Here is a 20,575-nt window from a genome sequence, read left to right as displayed (position 1 = left end):
GCTGATGAGACCGTCGCATGCTCGCTGCCGTTCACGCGACTCGCAAGCGCCCGGGGGAGCCCCAGCCTCTCCAGTGGCAGGCGCGGCTGCTTACGCCCAGCGCAGCCCGAGTTCGTTGAGCACCTCGGCGCGCTCCGGTGTCAGGATCCCGCGCCTGGAGCGCAAATTCGACAACCAGACTCCCAATCGCACAGACGTCTCCTGCTGCGTCTGCGGGTCGACGATGACCTCTGTGTGCTGACGGGGCACCCCTTCGAGGGTCCCCTCGCGCTCGCGGTATTGCCGTGCGGCCCACAGGCCGCGCTCGAACGCCGCCGCCCGGGCACCGCCCTTCGGCGGCGATGTGCGGCCGTTTGCGGGCCGCACGGCAGCCGCGACGCCCAACTGATGCAGTCGGCGCTGCTGCTCGGCGTTGAGGGCGTCCCAGCCTTCCTGCTGCCGCTTCAGCCACCGCCCGACGTCTTCACCCCCGACCCGGACGACGGGCAACAGGCTCTCGACGCTCGCGCCGCCGTCCAGGCAAGTCTTGACCTTGACGTACATGCGCTGCCAGTCGACGGTCCAGCCGAGTTCGCGCGGGTTCCACTCCGGGTCGATCTCCGCCAGGTCCGCGCGCCGCTGCGCCGCCTTGATGGGGTCCTTGCCCAGCCCGCCCGGCCGCCGCAGGTTGGTAAGCCACTGCCCGACCGGCTTGCCTGCCGCGGCCGCGCCTTGCGGCGCGCACAGCGTGCTGTGCTCGGCGAAGTACTCCCGGGCGGCGGCGAGGTTCTCCTCCCACGTCAGGTCCGGCGCCGACCACACCATCCCGATCTCGTTCAACCGCCGCTTCCGCTCCTGCCCCTCGGCGTCCTCCATCCGGCCGGCGGCGTACTCCGTGCGCTGATCAGAGATCCAGCGGCCCAGCGGGTAGGCGCTCCCGGGTTCGCGGTAGGTCAACGGCACCCGCAGGTTGCCGTGCTCGCCGACGTAGCGGGCCGCCGCGGCGTACCCGCGCGCCCACGACTTCCGTACGGGGTTGATCACCTGCATGTCCACGAACCGGCGGATCGCCTCGGGAGAGCGGCGGGTGGAGAAGCGGAGCAGCAGCCGGTGCTCTTCCTCGTCTTCGGCCGGCGCCGTGCCGATCGACTCCGACGGCTCCACCAGCGGGGTGTGGTCCTGCGGCACCGCGAGCATTTCCACCATCTTGGAATCGTGCGCACGCAAAGCCTGCATCACATTCACCAACGGCCTGTACGAGCCGGAAGCGTACATTTCCTCCGGGCTTTCCCCGTGCTCCAGGAAAACCGGCACCACGATCGTCGCCATTTTCCCCTGACGCGGTTCCTGCCGCAGCGCCCGGCCAATGGCCTGGACGATATCCACCACCGACCCCTTCGGGTCGATGATGGCGACCGAGTCCACCGCCGGGACGTCGATTATCTGCATGTGGGAGGGTGTGAGGCACGTTTGTGGGGGCGTTGGGGTCACTCGACCGTGAATGGTGAGCCGTCTAGCGCGGTGAGGGTTGGCTTGCCGCCTAGCCCGGTGAGGAGCACGATGTGGGGTGTGGGCTCACCTGCCCGCAGGTCTCCGTCTATCTGGTCCTTGACGGCTGTGAGTGTCATGTTCTTCCAGGTTGTGGCCGGAGTGGCGAGGACCAGGTGTGTAGCTCCTACCGCCCGGCTGCCCTTCAAGAGCTTGTTCACCTCTCGTTTCGTTATCCTGGCGGTTTTGCCGAGGGTGTCATTCTTCTTGGCTTCACCTAGGTAGAGGGCGTCGAGGGTGGCCACGGCGAAGTCGAACTCGACGTAGGGATTACCTTGGTCTAGTAGCTCGAATTCCTCGGTAACGAGCGCCGAGCGTGTGGTGGCCTGGGAGCGCAGGTGACGCGTGGCAAGAAGAGGGTAGTTTCCGTCGTTTTCGATTAGCTCTGCAATGGCGGGGTGTAGCTCGTAGTACCACTGGGGTTCTTCCAGGGGAAGTTTCCAACGCTGTTGCTCGAAGGTGTTGCTGCTGCCGCAGCGTCTGCATGCGTAGTGCTGGTTTATCTCTCCCACGGGATAGAACTCGTAGATGGGGCACGAGCTGCAGCCGAGGACCAGTCCGCGGCGCAGTACTCCTTGCGCGGTCCACGTATCGATCTGGGCCCTCAGTTTTTCCGCGGGCCAGTCGGTGGGCTCGGGGGAGGCGGCGATGCCGGTCCAGGAGAGAACCACCCCGGTCTTCAGTTGCCACCAGCCGTTCTGCGGTAGGGCGTCGAGCCTTGGCCCTGGACGCCAGTGGCATAGCAGCTCCCAGTGGTCGGCTGCCGCGAGGTCTTCCAACTGGGTGCGGGAACCGACGAGTTGCTGGGCGATTCTGGCGCGTTTGCTGGCCGGACTCAGTTGGACGAGATGCGGCTTCGCGGCCGCTGACAGGATGCGGCCAAGGGAGGGCCATGCCAGGCGTGGGCCGGCGAGGCTTCCTGCCAGCGACGCACCCGAGGGCACAAAGTCCCACCGGTGGGACCAGTAGGTGATGCCGCCGTCTGCTGCGCGGACGAAGGTTTCGTAGATGTTCTGATCTGGCGCCAGGAGTGCATCGGCGAACAGGGAGTGGTGGGGCGGCAGGGGATGCGGGGCGGTCAGGCCGACCTGCCAGCGGTGACGTATCGGATCGAGCCCGGGGGGCACCTCAGGCGGCATCCGCAAGGACACGGTCAGCGAGCCGTCCTGGGACTCCTCCACTGGAACGGGTTTGGGCTGGTCCCAGGCGCTGCTGAGGACAACGAGTGATCGCCCTGGTGTTGTCAGGTCTGCGGGGGTGGCGATGTCATACGGGCGGGGTTCCTCTTCTTCCGCTGGTTCGATTACCCTCCAGCCGCGGTTATCCCAGCAGGTATCCATCCGCTCTCGAACAGCCTCAGGCGTCAGCGAGGCGCTCGTCACCCTCACGGTCGTATGGAGACGTCCTCCGATACGTTGCTTCACGGCGGTGAGCTGGTGCCAGCTGAGATCCTCCCATGGCAGCCACACGGTGTTCCCGTGCACTTGCTGGCTGAGCTGGGCGAGAGCGAAGTCTTCCGGCTGATCTCCCAGAACGATGACCGGTGTCTCCTGATAGCGGCCTCTGCTGATCCGGATACAGCGAGCCGCCTGAGGGTTCAGCAAGGCCGTGATGTCATCGGGAGCATCGGGACGCAGCGTGGTCTTCTCGCCAGCCACGACGGCCTCGCGCCATCTAGCTTCTGGATCCTCTTCGCCGCTTCCCCTCTCTTCCTCCTCTGCTGGTTCCACGCCGACCTGCATGGCGAAGGACAGAGCAGCGGGAGACGTGATCTGCGGGAGAGGGGCGCCCCAGGTGGCGTGCTGCGCGACCGCGGACAGCGGCGTCAGCAGTGATTCCCCAACCTCGTCCGGAAGCGAGGTGCACTGGATGTGTCCCTCGTCATCGATTGTGTTGACGCTGTACCGGTTGCGCAGCCGAGTCGCTGCCTCCTCAACCTGGGGGTCGCTGGCAGTGGGGAAAACCAAGGTCCGGAGGTGTTCCTCATTGTGAGTGCGCGACTCGGTACTCAGGCCGTGTCTAGAAAGCATGCGCTCGATGGTGCCGGGGTGGAGGGCTTCCACGGTTGCGCCCGTGGGCTGGTACGCGACGATGTGATCGGGCTGGAGCTTGTCCAGAGAAGAACTGAGCGCCGGGTGCTCTGCTGTACCGGCAGGTATCAGCGCACTAGCGCAGCCGCCCCATACGCGGCTCAGCGCACCCAGCGCAGCAGCCGACCAGCGGACCCAGTCGTCGTCCTGGGGGACGACTACGAGCAGCCTGGGAGGGCGGACGAACGAGTGCAGGTCAAGGAACGTGCTGGTCATCCCGGCCTCGCTAGCGCTTCGAAGAACTAATGCCCTGTTTGATTCATGATCCCCTGTACCTTCACAGGGCTGCTCTCCCACTGCCCCGTCACGTTCGAGGGTGTCGGCTTTATCTAGGTGCGTCTCAGGGTGTGGGGCACGTAGGGTACGCGTCCCGACCTGGGATGGAGGGCTGTTCCGGGAAGCTCAGCGCCGGTGTTCTGGGCGGTGGTTACGTTCGGTACGTGGAGTCTTCCTTCATCGCGGAACGGTCCGTCTCCCCGGCAACCGGTGTCCAACGGTGGGTAGTTGCCGATGCCGGGACCTATGCCCTGCACCACGAGGCCACCGCGTACCTGGGTTCGCTGCGCAATAAGGACTGCTCACCGAACACCGAGCGCGTCTACGCCGGCCGTCTGGCGCTGTACCTGAACTACTGCGCCGCCCGGCGCATGGACTGGGCCGCCCCGGGGTTCCGCGGCCTGTCGGGCCTGCAGCAGTGGCTGGTCAGCCAACCCCTTGCGCCGCGCAGCCCGCGAGCGGGCCTCGCACCGTCCCGGTACCGCTCCAAGGGCACCGCGAACGCGGTGATGACGGTGGTCGGCGGCTTCCTGCGCTTCGGTGCCGCCCACGGCTGGGTCTCGCCGCAGACCATGGCGCTGCTGTCCGAGCCGAAGACGCTGTTCTGCCTGCCCCCGGGCTACGACCCCGGGGAGGACGGGCACTGGCGCATGGTGGAGAGCGCCGCGTTCCGGTTCGCGTTCGCCGACCCTGGCTACCAGGACCTCAGCCCGGAGCAGATCGCCGCGATGATCGCTCTTGCAGGGCGGGCGAGGGACCGGTTCCTGATCGCTCTGCTGGCGTGTACCGGGCTGCGGATCGGTGAGGCGCTGGGACTGCGCCGCAGCGACATGCACTTCCTGGCCTCGTCCCGCGTGCTGGGCTGCGGCACCGAGGGTCCACACCTGCATGTCCGCCGCCGCACGGACAACCCCAACGGTGCGCTGGCCAAGTCCCGCCGCTCGCGGACCGTGCCCATCACCCCCGACCTGGTCGCCCTCTACACCGACTACCAGTACGAACGCGATTCCGCAGGTCCGGCGGCCGACTCCGGCATGGTCTTCGTCAACCTCTTCCGCCCGCCGGTGGGCCGGCCGATGTCCTATCCCAACACCAAGGGCATGTTCGACCGCTTGGCCCGTACCGCGGACCATGCGTTCCGACCCCACATGCTGCGCCACTCCGCCGCGACCAACTGGCTGCGCGCGGGCGTGGACCGGGACGTGGTCCAGCGCCTGCTGGGGCACCTCTCGCCGCTGTCGATGGAGCGCTACCGGCACGTGTGCGATACCGAGACACGGCAGGCTGTCGAGCAGGTCGCGGCGCTGCAGGAGCACCGTTGAGTACCGTTCTGCCGCTGCCGGAGCCCCGTCGGGCGCAGGACTTTGGCACCTTCGATGCCCGGGGATGGAAGGACTGGCTGGCGGAGGGCATCGATCCCGACTGGCGACCGGGGGAGTGGGATGCACGCCACTGGTTGTTCACCGCGGACCTGGAAAATCCGCGTACCTCGTCCTCGACGTGCCGGACGAGGCGATGCGACCAGGTCGTCGTCTCCGGCAACATCTTCTGCGGCCTGTGCGCGCAGCAGCTGCGAGCCGGCGGCCAGGACCCGGACACCTTCGCGGCGACCTTTACACCCGCACGCAACAAGAGTTCCCACGGCATGGTGACCGCCCGGTGCTCCATCGCCCGCGACGGGCTGCGGTGCGTACGCCCTCGCCACTGCAAGGGCATGTGCTGTACCCACTACAGCACCTGGAAATACCACGTCCGCAGGGGCACCGAGGAGTCCTGGCTACGTGATCAGGCCCAGCCGTTCACCGAGATCCTGCCCTGCCTGGTCCCCGCGTGCCCCAGCCCGTCCTATAACTCCCGCGGTCTGTGCAACTACCACGCCCGCCAATTCACCCAGGACAAGCGCGCCACCTCCGCAGACACCCCGATCGAGGTCGATCACTGGGCCTCCCGTCAGTCCCCGTACCTGGACACGCACCAGTTCAGCCTGCTCCCGCTGGACGACCTGCTGCGCCATGAGTTCCTCTACGCCCTGCAGCAGACCGATCCCTGGACCCGCAGCTTGGAGCCCCACCGCATCCGCAACCTGGTGCGCGACCTGACCGGCGCCACCACCCTCCTGACCGACGACGCCGGCCCTGCACGCCTGGCCAGCCCCCACGCCGGCGCCGTGCGCGCCCTCAAACGGCTACGGACAGCCGTCCACAGCGCTTTCGAAGCCTTCTCCGGTCACCCATTCACCGACCCGGACGTCCTGGACCTGCGCGCCATCGGCCTGCGCACGACCCACGGCTCCCAGCCCCGCCGCGCGCCCGGCACCGCGGACCTGCGCACCATCCACCAGCCCTGGCTGCGTGAGCTGATCCGCCACTGGGCCACCACCAGCTTCCCGCGCACCGACGTCTTCTCCAACACGATGCGCGCCGTGGGCATTGCCTCCCGCGCACTGGCCCGACGACCGGGAGAAGGCCTCGACCCGGCAGCGCTGCACTTCACCGACGCCTCCGCGGTTGTCGACGCCATCCGCACCGCACCGCGGCGCGACGGAACGCTCTACCGCTCCTCCCAGCGGCGCACGCTGGCAGGCTGCTTCTTCCAGCTGATCGACTACGGACGCCGCTCCGGGCACCTTGACACCCTCGCCGGAGCGTTCACCCGCCACCCGGTCGAGCACCGTATCCGGCTGGAGGAAGTGGACGAGGACGGCATCGGCAAGGCCATCCCCGAACCGGTCATCCGCCAGCTCGACGCCCACCTGCACACCCTCGGCCTCGGCGAGGTCCAGGGCCGCCGCGATGTCCCCGCCGACGACCTGCAACTGCTCTACCAGACCGTCTACATCCTCCTCAGAGACACCGGCCGCCGCCCGCTGGAGATCGCCTCCCTGCCCCGCGACTGCCTTCAGACCGAGCGCGGGCAGATCTCACTGATCTGGGACAACCACAAACGGCGCCGCCACCGCCGCCGGCTGCCCATCACCGAATCCACCGCCCAGACCATCCGCACCTGGCAGGAGTGCCGCAGCCGCCTCCTACTCCCCGCGGCCGGTGACAGCTACCTCTTCCCCGCCCTGAGCGCCTACAGCAGCACCGGGCACCTGGGCGCCAGCTACATCAGCGAGACCCTCCGCGCCTGGGTCGACGCCATCCCCGCCCTCCACGCCGAAGGCGTCGACGCGGCCGGCGATCCGCTGCCCTTCGGCCGCAGCCTGATCTACCCCTACGCCTTCCGCCACTCCTACGCCCAACGCCACGCCGACGCCGGCACCCCCGTGGACGTACTGCGGGAGCTGATGGACCACCACTCCATCGCCATGACCCAGCGCTACTACCAGGTCTCCCTCAAACGCAAACGGGCGGCCGTCACCGCCTTGAGCACCCACGTCGTCGACCGCCTCGGAGCGCCTGCACCCAGTTCCCCCAGCAGCTACGAACTCCGCTCGGTCGCCGTGCCCTACGGCGGATGCACCGAACCCAGCAACGTCAAGGCCGGAGGCCAGGCCTGCCCCATACGCTTCCAGTGCGCAGGCTGCGGCTTCTACCGCCCCGACCCCTCCTACCTCCCCGCCATCGAGCAGCACATCAACGAACTGCGTGCCGACCGCGAGACCGCCCGGGCCATGGACGCGGCCGAATTCGTCACCACCGCCCTCACCGCCCAGATCACCGCCTTCGAACAGGCCGCCAGCCGCATGACCACCCGCCTCGCCGCTCTCCCGGCCACTGAGCGCGAACAACTCGAGCAGGCCAGCACCGTCCTGCGCAAGGCCCGAGCCGCCAGCGGCCACCCCTTGCTCCCGCTCACCGTCGTCGACCGCACCCAGCAACCGCCGTCATGAACCGACAGGGCAATCCCGCCGTCCTCGCCCGCGCCCGCCGCCGCGACAGCCTCGACAAACGCCAGCGTGTTCTGACCGCCCTCGCCACACTGGAACACGACGGCACCAAGATCACCCATACCGCCGTCGCCCGCACCGCCGGCGTCTCCACCTGGCTCACTTACACCGACGGCATCCGCGAACACATCGACGCTGCCCGTACCCGCCAGACCCGCACACCCGCCGTCCCGCCCCCACCAGGCACTGCTCCCACCTCCGCGGGCCTGCGCGCGGAACTCGAACTCGCCCGCAAGGAGATCAAAGAACTCCGCCAGGAACGTGACCGCCTACACAGCGCCCTGCGCCACCAACTCGGCCAGCAACTCGACACCCTCCACGCCCCCGACCTCACCACCCGGGTCGACGACCTCACCCACGAAAACCACCACCTCGCCGACAAACTCCAGCACGCCACCACCGAAAACACCGACCTCCGCCACCGCATCACCACCCTGGAAGACGACCTCGCCGCAGCCCGCACCAGCCTGCGCCGCATGATGCGCACCGAAAACACCACCCGCTGACCGTCGACAAGAGCCACAGACCTCGGCTCACACCCACCGCAGCCCGAGCTCATTCAGCGCGGTCGTCACGTCATGGCTGGGACCAGCAAGGCCAGCAGTGCGATGAACAGTGTCATGGCGCTGAAGAACACGATGCTGCCGCAGCCGATGGCCTTGAAGACCGGCAAGCCCCCCTCACGGGCGATGTTGTAGCCGATCAGTCCTGCAGTGGCGGAGAGGGCCGCGCAGACGGCCAGGGCCAGGAGCAGGAGCGCGAGGCCCTGTGTGCTCACGCCGCACCCCGCTGGTTCTGTCGGCGGGGGGCGGTCCCGGTGTGCAGTTGCTCCGGGATCCAGATCCGGCGTTCGCGGGCGGCCTGGTACAGGGCTGTCCGGAACCGCGACCGGCGCTTGCGGACGGTCGTGTGGGTGAGATTCAGCCGCTCCGTGATCTCGGTGTCCGGGAAGCCCATGACTGTCAGCCGTACGACTGCCTGCGTCTCCGGCGCCTGCTCCTTGAGGATGTCCTCGAAGTTGGTGGGGAATACTTCCGATTCGATCTCATAGCTGGTGGCCTGGAGCAGCCCAGCGATCCCGGCCCCGTTCGCGGCGTCCTCGGTGAAGTCGTACATGGTGTGTAGACGCGCCCAGTTGACCCGCTCCTTGGCCCACTTCACGTAGGCGCGCCGGAACCCCCATGCGCACTGGCCGATGAAGTAGGTCATCAGGCAGCAGGCGCCGCGCTTCCCCTTGTAGTCCGGTGTCCAGCCCTCCCCGCCTCGCAGGTCCCGGCCGATCTTCCGCATCGCGTCCGCGAGTACGTCGACCAGGATGGTGTCCCGCTCGCTGCTGCTGCTGCGCAGCAGGCGCATGTCGTCGTCGTGGACGAAGAACGGCAGGCCCGCGTTCCGGCACTGCTTCAGGGCGAGCTGGGCAAGCGTGCCCTTGCGGAGCATGCCGAGCAGGATCGGCTGGGCCTCCAGGTACAGCTCGATCTCGAATACCTCGTAGAGAGGCCCCGTGAACCCCGTGTGGGCCAGCTCCTCGATGCGTGCGGCGTCCCGCGCGATTCGTGCTCCGCGGTCCCCGTCCAGCACCGCCTCAACGGTCTTGACGATCTCTGACCCCACATCCAAGGCAAAACACCCCTCGTCATATCCTGCTTCTGCCAACGCCCGAGCGCGGGCCCTAGCGAAGCAGGGCGCTTGTTGTACGGGCTTATGTGCGGGGGATGTTGGCGAACGTGACGCACCATCTGAAAAAACTTCCGAGAGCGGATGAATCTGTGGGGGTCCGGCGTGGTTAAGCGCCCTTGTCGAGGATCTGCGTAACCGGGCTGCCCCAGGCCGCGCCTGGTCTGTCGGGTTCGATCGGTGCGAACCCCACGGCGTGGAAGAACGTCTCGCGGCCGGCCACGTCGTCGCCGTCCTGGGGGACGAGGGCCAGGAACGTGCGGCCGGCGTCCCGGGCCCGGCGGGCGACCTCGGTCACCAGGGCGCGGCCGACCCCCTGGCCGCGGTGGGGTTCTGCGACGGCCATCGTCAGGATCCATGCCTGCGGGCCGGGGTGGGTCGGCCGGCCTCCGTCGCGGCCGAAGTCGCAGTCGAGCTGGAACTCGGCGGCCCCGACGACGGCTCCGCGGAGCTCGGCCACGATGACGTCCAGGCCCTCGGCGTCGTAAGCCCCGCCGGTTCCCAGGCCGTTCGAGTCCAGCAGTTCCCCACCATCGGGCAGTCGGCCCGGGTGAGGTCATGGATCAGCAGCATGCGCCGAGTGTCCCAAGGCCCCGATTCGGGCGCCTTGTTCACGCCCAGTCGACCCCGAGGTTCCGCAGGGCTTGTCGTTGCTCGTCCGCGAGCTTGCCAATCCTCGATCGGGTATTCGATTTCCATACGCCGAGTTTCACGTCGACCGTCTCGCCGTCGATGGTGATCTGTTCAACGTGCGAGCGGGGGACAGGGCGGTCGCCTTCCCGTGCGGTCCACTGGGCGAGGGCTGTTACGCCGCGCTGGAACGCCTGCTGCGCCTTGGTCGGCCCCTTGCCGGTATGAGCGGCCGCGGGGGTGGGAGACGAGGGCTCGGCGGGTGTGATGCCCAGGCTGGTCAGACGGCGCCGCTGTTCGGGCAGGAGCTGTGCCCAGGTGCCGGGCTGGGTCTGTCGCTTCAGCCATGTGCCGATGTCGTCGCCGTCGATCGTCACGCCGGGGGCGATGTGGGGTACGAGTCCGTTGGGTTCGTCGGCGGCGATGGCGGTGAGGTGGCGGTGGTGGCGTTGCCAGTCCAGGGGCCAGGGGCAGTTCCAGTCCTCGTCGATCGCGGTGAGCTGCGCGGCGCGTTCGGTGGCGCGGTCGGGGTTCTTGCCCAGGCCGTTCGGCCGGCGGAGGTTGGCGGCGAGCTGGCCGACGTTGACGGGCTTGGCGTCGACGTCGGTCCATACGGCGTCCTGCCGGGGGGCGAGGTGGCCGTGGGCGCGGTGGAAGGAGCGCAGCACGCCGAGTTTCCGCGCCCAGGCTTCTTCGCCGGGCTCCCAGACCATCCCGGATTCTTCGAGGAGCTCGATGCGGTGGTCTTCGAGGTCGCCGGTGCGGTAGGCACGCCGCTGCTGGTGTTCCCACCGACCGAGCGGGAAGGCGGTGACGCCGAGCTTGACTTCGGTGTCGTAGGGGGTGGCGTGGGGGCCGGTGATGCCGTTCTCTGCCCGCCAGCGCAGGCGGGCCTGCACCGCCATCGCCGCCGACGAACCCAACGGACTCGTACCCCACATCGCCCCCGGCGTGACGATCGACGGCGACGACATCGGCACATGGCTGAAGCGACAGACCCAGCCCGGCACCTGGGCACAGCTCCTGCCCGAACAGCGGCGCCGTCTGACCAGCCTGGGCATCACACCCGCCGAGCCCTCGTCTCCCACCCCCGCGGCCGCTCATACCGGCAAGGGGCCGACCAAGGCGCAGCAGGCGTTCCAGCGCGGCGTAACAGCCCTCGCCCAGTGGACCGCACGGGAAGGCGACCGCCCTGTCCCCCGCTCGCACGTTGAACAGATCACCATCGACGGCGAGACGGTCGACGTGAAACTCGGCGTATGGAAATCGAATACCCGATCGAGGATTGGCAAGCTCGCGGACGAGCAACGACAAGCCCTGCGGAACCTCGGGGTCGACTGGGCGTGAACAAGGCGCCCGAATCGGGGCCTTGGGACACTCGGCGCATGCTGCTGATCCATGACCTCACCCGGGCCGACTGCCCGATGGTGGGGAACTGCTGGACTCGAACGGCCTGGGAACCGGCGGGGCTTACGACGCCGAGGGCCTGGACGTCATCGTGGCCGAGCTCCGCGGAGCCGTCGTCGGGGCCGCCGAGTTCCAGCTCGACTGCGACTTCGGCCGCGACGGAGGCCGGCCGACCCACCCCGGCCCGCAGGCATGGATCCTGACGATGGCCGTCGCAGAACCCCACCGCGGCCAGGGGGTCGGCCGCGCCCTGGTGACCGAGGTCGCCCGCCGGGCCCGGGACGCCGGCCGCACGTTCCTGGCCCTCGTCCCCCAGGACGGCGACGACGTGGCCGGCCGCGAGACGTTCTTCCACGCCGTGGGGTTCGCACCGATCGAACCCGACAGACCAGGCGCGGCCTGGGGCAGCCCGGTTACGCAGATCCTCGACAAGGGCGCTTAACCACGCCGGACCCCCACAGATTCATCCGCTCTCGGAAGTTTTTTCAGATGGTGCGTCACGTTCGCCAACATCCCCCGCACATAAGCCCGTACAACAAGCGCCCTGCTTCGCTAGGGCCCGCGCTCGGGCGTTGGCAGAAGCAGGATATGACGAGGGGTGTTTTGCCTTGGATGTGGGGTCAGAGATCGTCAAGACCGTTGAGGCGGTGCTGGACGGGGACCGCGGAGCACGAATCGCGCGGGACGCCGCACGCATCGAGGAGCTGGCCCACACGGGGTTCACGGGGCCTCTCTACGAGGTATTCGAGATCGAGCTGTACCTGGAGGCCCAGCCGATCCTGCTCGGCATGCTCCGCAAGGGCACGCTTGCCCAGCTCGCCCTGAAGCAGTGCCGGAACGCGGGCCTGCCGTTCTTCGTCCACGACGACGACATGCGCCTGCTGCGCAGCAGCAGCAGCGAGCGGGACACCATCCTGGTCGACGTACTCGCGGACGCGATGCGGAAGATCGGCCGGGACCTGCGAGGCGGGGAGGGCTGGACACCGGACTACAAGGGGAAGCGCGGCGCCTGCTGCCTGATGACCTACTTCATCGGCCAGTGCGCATGGGGGTTCCGGCGCGCCTACGTGAAGTGGGCCAAGGAGCGGGTCAACTGGGCGCGTCTACACACCATGTACGACTTCACCGAGGACGCCGCGAACGGGGCCGGGATCGCTGGGCTGCTCCAGGCCACCAGCTATGAGATCGAATCGGAAGTATTCCCCACCAACTTCGAGGACATCCTCAAGGAGCAGGCGCCGGAGACGCAGGCAGTCGTACGGCTGACAGTCATGGGCTTCCCGGACACCGAGATCACGGAGCGGCTGAATCTCACCCACACGACCGTCCGCAAGCGCCGGTCGCGGTTCCGGACAGCCCTGTACCAGGCCGCCCGCGAACGCCGGATCTGGATCCCGGAGCAACTGCACACCGGGACCGCCCCCCGCCGACAGAACCAGCGGGGTGCGGCGTGAGCACACAGGGCCTCGCGCTCCTGCTCCTGGCCCTGGCCGTCTGCGCGGCCCTCTCCGCCACTGCAGGACTGATCGGCTACAACATCGCCCGTGAGGGGGGCTTGCCGGTCTTCAAGGCCATCGGCTGCGGCAGCATCGTGTTCTTCAGCGCCATGACACTGTTCATCGCACTGCTGGCCTTGCTGGTCCCAGCCATGACGTGACGACCGCGCTGAATGAGCTCGGGCTGCGGTGGGTGTGAGCCGAGGTCTGTGGCTCTTGTCGACGGTCAGCGGGTGGTGTTTTCGGTGCGCATCATGCGGCGCAGGCTGGTGCGGGCTGCGGCGAGGTCGTCTTCCAGGGTGGTGATGCGGTGGCGGAGGTCGGTGTTTTCGGTGGTGGCGTGCTGGAGTTTGTCGGCGAGGTGGTGGTTTTCGTGGGTGAGGTCGTCGACCCGGGTGGTGAGGTCGGGGGCGTGGAGGGTGTCGAGTTGCTGGCCGAGTTGGTGGCGCAGGGCGCTGTGTAGGCGGTCACGTTCCTGGCGGAGTTCTTTGATCTCCTTGCGGGCGAGTTCGAGTTCCGCGCGCAGGCCCGCGGAGGTGGGAGCAGTGCCTGGTGGGGGCGGGACGGCGGGTGTGCGGGTCTGGCGGGTACGGGCAGCGTCGATGTGTTCGCGGATGCCGTCGGTGTAAGTGAGCCAGGTGGAGACGCCGGCGGTGCGGGCGACGGCGGTATGGGTGATCTTGGTGCCGTCGTGTTCCAGTGTGGCGAGGGCGGTCAGAACACGCTGGCGTTTGTCGAGGCTGTCGCGGCGGCGGGCGCGGGCGAGGACGGCGGGATTGCCCTGTCGGTTCATGACGGCGGTTGCTGGGTGCGGTCGACGACGGTGAGCGGGAGCAAGGGGTGGCCGCTGGCGGCTCGGGCCTTGCGCAGGACGGTGCTGGCCTGCTCGAGTTGTTCGCGCTCAGTGGCCGGGAGAGCGGCGAGGCGGGTGGTCATGCGGCTGGCGGCCTGTTCGAAGGCGGTGATCTGGGCGGTGAGGGCGGTGGTGACGAATTCGGCCGCGTCCATGGCCCGGGCGGTCTCGCGGTCGGCACGCAGTTCGTTGATGTGCTGCTCGATGGCGGGGAGGTAGGAGGGGTCGGGGCGGTAGAAGCCGCAGCCTGCGCACTGGAAGCGTATGGGGCAGGCCTGGCCTCCGGCCTTGACGTTGCTGGGTTCGGTGCATCCGCCGTAGGGCACGGCGACCGAGCGGAGTTCGTAGCTGCTGGGGGAACTGGGTGCAGGCGCTCCGAGGCGGTCGACGACGTGGGTGCTCAAGGCGGTGACGGCCGCCCGTTTGCGTTTGAGGGAGACCTGGTAGTAGCGCTGGGTCATGGCGATGGAGTGGTGGTCCATCAGCTCCCGCAGTACGTCCACGGGGGTGCCGGCGTCGGCGTGGCGTTGGGCGTAGGAGTGGCGGAAGGCGTAGGGGTAGATCAGGCTGCGGCCGAAGGGCAGCGGATCGCCGGCCGCGTCGACGCCTTCGGCGTGGAGGGCGGGGATGGCGTCGACCCAGGCGCGGAGGGTCTCGCTGATGTAGCTGGCGCCCAGGTGCCCGGTGCTGCTGTAGGCGCTCAGGGCGGGGAAGAGGTAGCTGTCACCGGCCGCGGGGAGTAGGAGGCGGCTGCGGCACTCCTGCCAGGTGCGGATGGTCTGGGCGGTGGATTCGGTGATGGGCAGCCGGCGGCGGTGGCGGCGCCGTTTGTGGTTGTCCCAGATCAGTGAGATCTGCCCGCGCTCGGTCTGAAGGCAGTCGCGGGGCAGGGAGGCGATCTCCAGCGGGCGGCGGCCGGTGTCTCTGAGGAGGATGTAGACGGTCTGGTAGAGCAGTTGCAGGTCGTCGGCGGGGACATCGCGGCGGCCCTGGACCTCGCCGAGGCCGAGGGTGTGCAGGTGGGCGTCGAGCTGGCGGATGACCGGTTCGGGGATGGCCTTGCCGATGCCGTCCTCGTCCACTTCCTCCAGCCGGATACGGTGCTCGACCGGGTGGCGGGTGAACGCTCCGGCGAGGGTGTCAAGGTGCCCGGAGCGGCGTCCGTAGTCGATCAGCTGGAAGAAGCAGCCTGCCAGCGTGCGCCGCTGGGAGGAGCGGTAGAGCGTTCCGTCGCGCCGCGGTGCGGTGCGGATGGCGTCGACAACCGCGGAGGCGTCGGTGAAGTGCAGCGCTGCCGGGTCGAGGCCTTCTCCCGGTCGTCGGGCCAGTGCGCGGGAGGCAATGCCCACGGCGCGCATCGTGTTGGAGAAGACGTCGGTGCGCGGGAAGCTGGTGGTGGCCCAGTGGCGGATCAGCTCACGCAGCCAGGGCTGGTGGATGGTGCGCAGGTCCGCGGTGCCGGGCGCGCGGCGGGGCTGGGAGCCGTGGGTCGTGCGCAGGCCGATGGCGCGCAGGTCCAGGACGTCCGGGTCGGTGAATGGGTGACCGGAGAAGGCTTCGAAAGCGCTGTGGACGGCTGTCCGTAGCCGTTTGAGGGCGCGCACGGCGCCGGCGTGGGGGCTGGCCAGGCGTGCAGGGCCGGCGTCGTCGGTCAGGAGGGTGGTGGCGCCGGTCAGGTCGCGCACCAGGTTGCGGATGCGGTGGGGCTCCAAGCTGCGGGTCCAGGGATCGGTCTGCTGCAGGGCGTAGAGGAACTCATGGCGCAGCAGGTCGTCCAGCGGGAGCAGGCTGAACTGGTGCGTGTCCAGGTACGGGGACTGACGGGAGGCCCAGTGATCGACCTCGATCGGGGTGTCTGCGGAGGTGGCGCGCTTGTCCTGGGTGAATTGGCGGGCGTGGTAGTTGCACAGACCGCGGGAGTTATAGGACGGGCTGGGGCACGCGGGGACCAGGCAGGGCAGGATCTCGGTGAACGGCTGGGCCTGATCACGTAGCCAGGACTCCTCGGTGCCCCTGCGGACGTGGTATTTCCAGGTGCTGTAGTGGGTACAGCACATGCCCTTGCAGTGGCGAGGGCGTACGCACCGCAGCCCGTCGCGGGCGATGGAGCACCGGGCGGTCACCATGCCGTGGGAACTCTTGTTGCGTGCGGGTGTAAAGGTCGCCGCGAAGGTGTCCGGGTCCTGGCCGCCGGCTCGCAGCTGCTGCGCGCACAGGCCGCAGAAGATGTTGCCGGAGACGACGACCTGGTCGCATCGCCTCGTCCGGCACGTCGAGGACGAGGTACGCGGATTTTCCAGGTCCGCGGTGAACAACCAGTGGCGTGCATCCCACTCCCCCGGTCGCCAGTCGGGATCGATGCCCTCCGCCAGCCAGTCCTTCCATCCCCGGCATCGAAGGTGCCAAAGTCCTGCGCCCGACGGGGCTCCGGCAGCGGCAGAACGGTACTCAACGGTGCTCCTGCAGCGCCGCGACCTGCTCGACAGCCTGCCGTGTCTCGGTATCGCACACGTGCCGGTAGCGCTCCATCGACAGCGGCGAGAGGTGCCCCAGCAGGCGCTGGACCACGTCCCGGTCCACGCCCGCGCGCAGCCAGTTGGTCGCGGCGGAGTGGCGCAGCATGTGGGGTCGGAACGCATGGTCCGCGGTACGGGCCAAGCGGTCGAACATGCCCTTGGTGTTGGGATAGGACATCGGCCGGCCCACCGGCGGGCGGAAGAGGTTGACGAAGACCATGCCGGAGTCGGCCGCCGGACCTGCGGAATCGCGTTCGTACTGGTAGTCGGTGTAGAGGGCGACCAGGTCGGGGGTGATGGGCACGGTCCGCGAGCGGCGGGACTTGGCCAGCGCACCGTTGGGGTTGTCCGTGCGGCGGCGGACATGCAGGTGTGGACCCTCGGTGCCGCAGCCCAGCACGCGGGACGAGGCCAGGAAGTGCATGTCGCTGCGGCGCAGTCCCAGCGCCTCACCGATCCGCAGCCCGGTACACGCCAGCAGAGCGATCAGGAACCGGTCCCTCGCCCGCCCTGCAAGAGCGATCATCGCGGCGATCTGCTCCGGGCTGAGGTCCTGGTAGCCAGGGTCGGCGAACGCGAACCGGAACGCGGCGCTCTCCACCATGCGCCAGTGCCCGTCCTCCCCGGGGTCGTAGCCCGGGGGCAGGCAGAACAGCGTCTTCGGCTCGGACAGCAGCGCCATGGTCTGCGGCGAGACCCAGCCGTGGGCGGCACCGAAGCGCAGGAAGCCGCCGACCACCGTCATCACCGCGTTCGCGGTGCCCTTGGAGCGGTACCGGGACGGTGCGAGGCCCGCTCGCGGGCTGCGCGGCGCAAGGGGTTGGCTGACCAGCCACTGCTGCAGGCCCGACAGGCCGCGGAACCCCGGGGCGGCCCAGTCCATGCGCCGGGCGGCGCAGTAGTTCAGGTACAGCGCCAGACGGCCGGCGTAGACGCGCTCGGTGTTCGGTGAGCAGTCCTTATTGCGCAGCGAACCCAGGTACGCGGTGGCCTCGTGGTGCAGGGCATAGGTCCCGGCATCGGCAACTACCCACCGTTGGACACCGGTTGCCGGGGAGACGGACCGTTCCGCGATGAAGGAAGACTCCACGTACCGAACGTAACCACCGCCCAGAACACCGGCGCTGAGCTTCCCGGAACAGCCCTCCATCCCAGGTCGGGACGCGTACCCTACGTGCCCCACACCCTGAGACGCACCTAGATAAAGCCGACGCCTTCGGCGATCACCTTGGCGTTGGCCAGGACGGCCGTCTTCGAGGCGGCGAAGCGGGTGAAGAGCTGGGTGCGTTCTTCGGGAGTGTGGTCGCCGTGGACGAAGAAGGTCTCCGGGTCCAGGCCGGGGAAGGCGCCGGGCCGAGCGGCGCGTACGCGCCGCAGGGTGTGGCCGAGTTCGGTGGCAAACCGCCGGGCGTCCTCGACCAGGTGGAAGAAGACCAGCACTCTGCACAGGGAGTGCTGGGCCATGGTACTGAGGACGGCCAGGTGCAGTGCGCTGGTCCGCAGTGCGTCCCCGGTCTTGGCGGTGGTGGCTGGCTGGTTGAGGCGGGTGCGCAGTTCGGCGTCGGTGATCGTGGGGACGACGATGCGGTAGTCCGCGGCCACTCCGTCGGTGATGGCCTGGGCGAGGGGGTATTCGAAGACTTTCTTGCCGTAGACAGCCTCGTTGTCCATCGAGTTCGCTGCCGTGTCGGTGCCAGACGGCGGGCTGGTGCGGGGCCGGCGGAGCGGGGCTGCAGAGCCGGTGAGGTCGGGTGCAGCGAAACTGCGGGGGGTGGCGGTCATGTAGAGACGCCGGTCCGCGAGGATGCGCCGGCTGTCGTTGGCGACGGCCCACCTCTTGTCGGGCCGGCCGGCGATGCGATGGGCCTCGTCCATGACCGCCAGGTCGAACGGAGGTACCGGGTAGCGGGTGTGCTGGGTTGCCTCGATCTTGTCGAGCGAGTCGTAGGTGCAGATCACGGTCAGGGCGCGCAACTGGTCGGGTTCCTCCCCCACGACTGACATCAGCGCGGCCAGGGACTGGGAGTTGCTGGTCGAGCCGACACGACGGGCAGCGAGAGCGTCGTGGGCGAAGGCGTCCATGGAGGACACGATGACCATGTGCTCGTGGTGGCCGTCACGACGCCAGGCGAGGGCCGTCTGGGCGGCCAGGTCGAGCGTGGGCACCACGACTAGGACCAGGCGTGCGTCTAAGGCGTCGGCGGTCCGGATCGCGACCAGTGTCTTGCCGGTGCCCGTCGCCGAGACGTACAGAGCTCGGCTGCGCGGCCGCCGCAGGTGGCGCACGATTGCGTTGAGCCCTCGCTGCTGGTCCGGGCGCAGTGGCGGCTTGCAGGGTGAGTGCGGGGTGGGGGCCTCGGCAGGTCGGACCATGCCGCTCATCATGCCGGAGCAGGAGACGGATGCGGCGCGGAGCAGGCAGGCCGCGCGTTCTGGTCATCGCCCCTCCACGGACTCGCCCGTAGGTACGGAGGCCGCGTACATGGTCGGGACTTTTCGGGCGACACCCGGCGACAAGGAGGCGTGTAGGCCATTTGTGCGACTCAGGATGCTAGCGTCATATGCCCAACTGAGCCTAAAAAGCACGCCTGTTCACCTCCTCGTCTCAGGGGTGTAAGTCAGCGTGCATGATCGACATGATCGAGGAGACGCGGTGGCTTCCATCCGGCGCATGCCCGAACGCACGATCGCCTTCTTCGAAGTCGTGGCGAGCGGGCCCGGGGAACAGGCACGGGTTCCTCCCATGGACTGGGACAGTGCCCTGAGCGACCTGGCCACGGCCAGCGTGCAGGACCGGATGGTCGCTAAGGAGGCCACCCTCGTCGGGTCAGTGGCCACCGTGCGCCGACAAGACCACCTGCTGCTGCACCGGGTCAAGGACGCCACAGAGTGGCTGAGCGTGATGGACTGGAGCACAGGCCAGTGGCAGGAACTGGAGCAGAACGCCAGCCGCGGTTTCGTGGACACCACAGCGATCTGCTTTCTGCCCTTCGGGAACGTCGTGGGCCTCATGCAGGGCTCCGTGTCGGCTCCGTCCCACAAGGGCCTGGAGACCTGGCTCAACGAACTGCATCTGTTTCCCGACACGCGGCTGGTGGTCCGGCCCGTGCTCTCGAAGGCCGAGGTTGAGCGGCTGGGAACCGCTCAGGGCGCGTCCCGGATCGAGATCCGTATCGGCAGCCACAAGGTCTCAGCGCTGCGCGGTCGCAACGGCCGGCTGGCCAGCTTCCTGCGGCAGGCGCAAGAAGCGTACGGGGACATCAACGTCACAATGATCATCAGTGTCCCGCGGGGCCGTGCCCGGGACGAAGACCGCCAAGCCCTCCTAGCCGATCTGCAGGACATCGCACCGGTGGCCCCCGATGCTGCTGCCCGCGCCCGGGCCAGGCTGGTGTTCACGGAAGCGGACGGCGTCGAGCGCAGCCGCCTGGTGGAACTGACCGAGCACCACATCACCGCCAAGCGGCGGGTCTCCGCTGTCGACGACGACGGAAACTCCATCCGGATCTTGTCAGCGGTGGATGCGATTCTTGACGTGGCGGCCGAGCACGAGAGTGAGCTGCGGGCGGCGGCTGTGGGGGCTGACCTGGGCTGACATGCAATAGGGGGCGATGCGTGAGCGTACGAGAGTCTCTCGTCGACCGGTGGTCGGAAGCCGTATGGTGGGACTACGTGATCGCCCTTGTGCTGGTGTCGGGGCATGTGACCGTGGTACGGGCTGCGGGGCGGAGCGACTGGCTATCCTGGATCGATTCCGAACAGCGAGTGTCCCTGTACGGGACCGCCGCCGGCGTCGTCTCCGCCATCGGCGGGTTGAGCTCGATCGCGATCTCCATCTACCTGTCCAGCAACGGCGAACGGATCCGGGCCGTGCGCCGGCACTACCAGAGCGAGCTGCGCCGCAACTGGAAAGCCCTCCTCGTCGCTACCGCCCTCATCTGCGTGGGCTGCCTGGTAGCACAAGGTCTGGATGACAAGACGGACTCGCACTCGGCACGCTACATCTTCGAAGCCTCAATGGCGCTGGCATTCGTGCGCTTCCTACGGATGCTGTGGCTCCTCGACCGCATGATGGGCCTTAACGACCTCGATCAGAGCGATCCTCCACCGCGCCCGGCCCCCCGGTACGACCCCGGCTGGCGCCAACGGAACCGGACCCCGTAACAACATCGTGCGGGGGCACACGCACAAGAACGCTGCACGGCGAGGCA

Annotated in this window: 18 protein-coding genes and 1 pseudogene; 9 read left to right on the top strand and 10 right to left on the bottom strand. The window is 68.4% G+C overall.

Translation table 11 applies throughout. The annotated features are described in order from the left end of the window. Positions 1–90: 90 nt before the first annotated feature. Both QBL21_RS17440 and QBL21_RS17435 read right to left on the bottom strand, forming a co-directional pair. Positions 91–1,428, bottom strand: a complete 1,338-nt coding sequence (locus QBL21_RS17440; RefSeq protein WP_407563121.1) for a Helicase associated domain protein — start codon at positions 1,426–1,428, stop codon at positions 91–93. Positions 1,429–1,466: 38 nt separating this feature from the next. Further along, a complete protein-coding gene (locus QBL21_RS17435) occupies positions 1,467–3,833 on the bottom strand; it encodes a hypothetical protein (protein WP_407563120.1) in 2,367 nt (788 codons plus the stop codon). A 224-nt stretch (positions 3,834–4,057) separates the two neighbouring features. Between QBL21_RS17435 and QBL21_RS17430 the strand changes: the two genes are divergently transcribed. The 3 genes from QBL21_RS17430 to QBL21_RS17420 are packed head-to-tail and all read left to right on the top strand — an operon-like array spanning position 4,058 to position 8,291. Then, entirely contained in the window at positions 4,058–5,215 is a 1,158-nt protein-coding gene (locus QBL21_RS17430; protein WP_407563112.1) for a tyrosine-type recombinase/integrase, read from the top strand. Further along, positions 5,212–7,728 (top strand): tyrosine-type recombinase/integrase, encoded by a 2,517-nt coding sequence (locus tag QBL21_RS17425; protein WP_407563119.1) that lies wholly within the window; start codon positions 5,212–5,214, stop codon positions 7,726–7,728. Before QBL21_RS17430 ends, QBL21_RS17425 begins: the two co-directional genes overlap by 4 nt. Beyond that, on the top strand, positions 7,725–8,291 hold the full coding sequence (locus QBL21_RS17420; RefSeq protein ID WP_407563114.1) for a DUF6262 family protein: 567 nt from the start codon (positions 7,725–7,727) through the stop codon (positions 8,289–8,291). The genes QBL21_RS17425 and QBL21_RS17420 overlap by 4 nt, the downstream gene beginning before the upstream one ends. 65 nt (positions 8,292–8,356) lie before the next feature. On the opposite strand, the gene QBL21_RS17415 is transcribed toward QBL21_RS17420, so the two are convergent. From QBL21_RS17415 to QBL21_RS17400, 4 genes and pseudogenes are all read right to left on the bottom strand, one after another. Beyond that, positions 8,357–8,563, bottom strand: coding sequence for a hypothetical protein (locus QBL21_RS17415; RefSeq protein WP_407563115.1), 207 nt, complete (start codon positions 8,561–8,563; stop codon positions 8,357–8,359). Further along, complete coding sequence (locus QBL21_RS17410) at positions 8,560–9,405, bottom strand: hypothetical protein (RefSeq protein ID WP_407563116.1); 846 nt, start codon at positions 9,403–9,405, stop codon at positions 8,560–8,562. Before QBL21_RS17410 ends, QBL21_RS17415 begins: the two co-directional genes overlap by 4 nt. A gap of 166 nt (positions 9,406–9,571) precedes the next feature. Next, positions 9,572–9,922, bottom strand: coding sequence for a GNAT family N-acetyltransferase (locus QBL21_RS17405; RefSeq protein WP_407563117.1), 351 nt, complete (start codon positions 9,920–9,922; stop codon positions 9,572–9,574). Positions 9,923–10,073: 151 nt separating this feature from the next. Beyond that, a pseudogene (locus tag QBL21_RS17400) lies at positions 10,074–10,988 on the bottom strand (helicase associated domain-containing protein); the annotation flags it as partial. A gap of 55 nt (positions 10,989–11,043) precedes the next feature. Here QBL21_RS17400 and QBL21_RS17395 point away from each other — a divergent pair. The 4 genes from QBL21_RS17395 to QBL21_RS17380 all read left to right on the top strand — a co-directional run bounded on the left by QBL21_RS17395 (position 11,044) and on the right by QBL21_RS17380 (position 13,156). After that, a complete protein-coding gene (locus QBL21_RS17395; RefSeq protein ID WP_407563118.1) occupies positions 11,044–11,439 on the top strand; it encodes a helicase associated domain-containing protein in 396 nt (131 codons plus the stop codon). A 151-nt stretch (positions 11,440–11,590) separates the two neighbouring features. Continuing rightward, positions 11,591–11,941, top strand: a complete 351-nt coding sequence (locus tag QBL21_RS17390) for a GNAT family N-acetyltransferase (protein ID WP_407563117.1) — start codon at positions 11,591–11,593, stop codon at positions 11,939–11,941. Positions 11,942–12,107: 166 nt separating this feature from the next. Next, a complete protein-coding gene (locus tag QBL21_RS17385) occupies positions 12,108–12,953 on the top strand; it encodes a hypothetical protein (RefSeq protein ID WP_407563116.1) in 846 nt (281 codons plus the stop codon). Continuing rightward, positions 12,950–13,156 (top strand): hypothetical protein, encoded by a 207-nt coding sequence (locus tag QBL21_RS17380; protein WP_407563115.1) that lies wholly within the window; start codon positions 12,950–12,952, stop codon positions 13,154–13,156. Before QBL21_RS17385 ends, QBL21_RS17380 begins: the two co-directional genes overlap by 4 nt. Positions 13,157–13,221: 65 nt before the next feature. Here the strand turns inward: QBL21_RS17380 and QBL21_RS17375 are convergent, their stop codons facing one another. From QBL21_RS17375 to QBL21_RS17360, 4 genes are all read right to left on the bottom strand, one after another. After that, positions 13,222–13,788 carry a DUF6262 family protein gene (locus tag QBL21_RS17375; protein ID WP_407563114.1) on the bottom strand — a complete coding sequence of 189 codons (567 nt, stop codon included), beginning with the start codon at positions 13,786–13,788 and terminating at the stop codon, positions 13,222–13,224. Next, positions 13,785–16,163: a tyrosine-type recombinase/integrase gene (locus QBL21_RS17370; protein ID WP_407563113.1), complete on the bottom strand. Its 2,379-nt coding sequence runs from the start codon at positions 16,161–16,163 to the stop codon at positions 13,785–13,787. Before QBL21_RS17370 ends, QBL21_RS17375 begins: the two co-directional genes overlap by 4 nt. Positions 16,164–16,296: 133 nt before the next feature. Further along, complete coding sequence (locus QBL21_RS17365; protein WP_407563112.1) at positions 16,297–17,454, bottom strand: tyrosine-type recombinase/integrase; 1,158 nt, start codon at positions 17,452–17,454, stop codon at positions 16,297–16,299. A 107-nt stretch (positions 17,455–17,561) separates the two neighbouring features. Beyond that, the gene (locus tag QBL21_RS17360; protein WP_407563111.1) at positions 17,562–18,737 is read right to left on the bottom strand and encodes a DEAD/DEAH box helicase family protein; all 1,176 of its coding nucleotides are present in this window, start codon (positions 18,735–18,737) and stop codon (positions 17,562–17,564) included. Between the two features lie 280 nt (positions 18,738–19,017). On the opposite strand from QBL21_RS17360, the gene QBL21_RS17355 reads away from it, so the two are divergent. Continuing rightward, positions 19,018–19,959 carry a hypothetical protein gene (locus tag QBL21_RS17355; protein WP_407563110.1) on the top strand — a complete coding sequence of 314 codons (942 nt, stop codon included), beginning with the start codon at positions 19,018–19,020 and terminating at the stop codon, positions 19,957–19,959. A 77-nt stretch (positions 19,960–20,036) separates the two neighbouring features. After that, positions 20,037–20,528 (top strand): hypothetical protein, encoded by a 492-nt coding sequence (locus QBL21_RS17350; protein WP_407563109.1) that lies wholly within the window; start codon positions 20,037–20,039, stop codon positions 20,526–20,528. The last annotated feature ends 47 nt before the right edge of the window (positions 20,529–20,575 follow it).

The sequence above is a fragment of the Streptomyces sp. 184 genome, assembly GCF_045781775.1.
In the GTDB taxonomy this organism is placed as follows: Bacteria; Actinomycetota; Actinomycetes; order Streptomycetales; family Streptomycetaceae; genus Streptomyces.
Note: the sequence above shows the minus strand (reverse complement) of the source record. Positions and strands in the feature narration are given on the sequence as shown.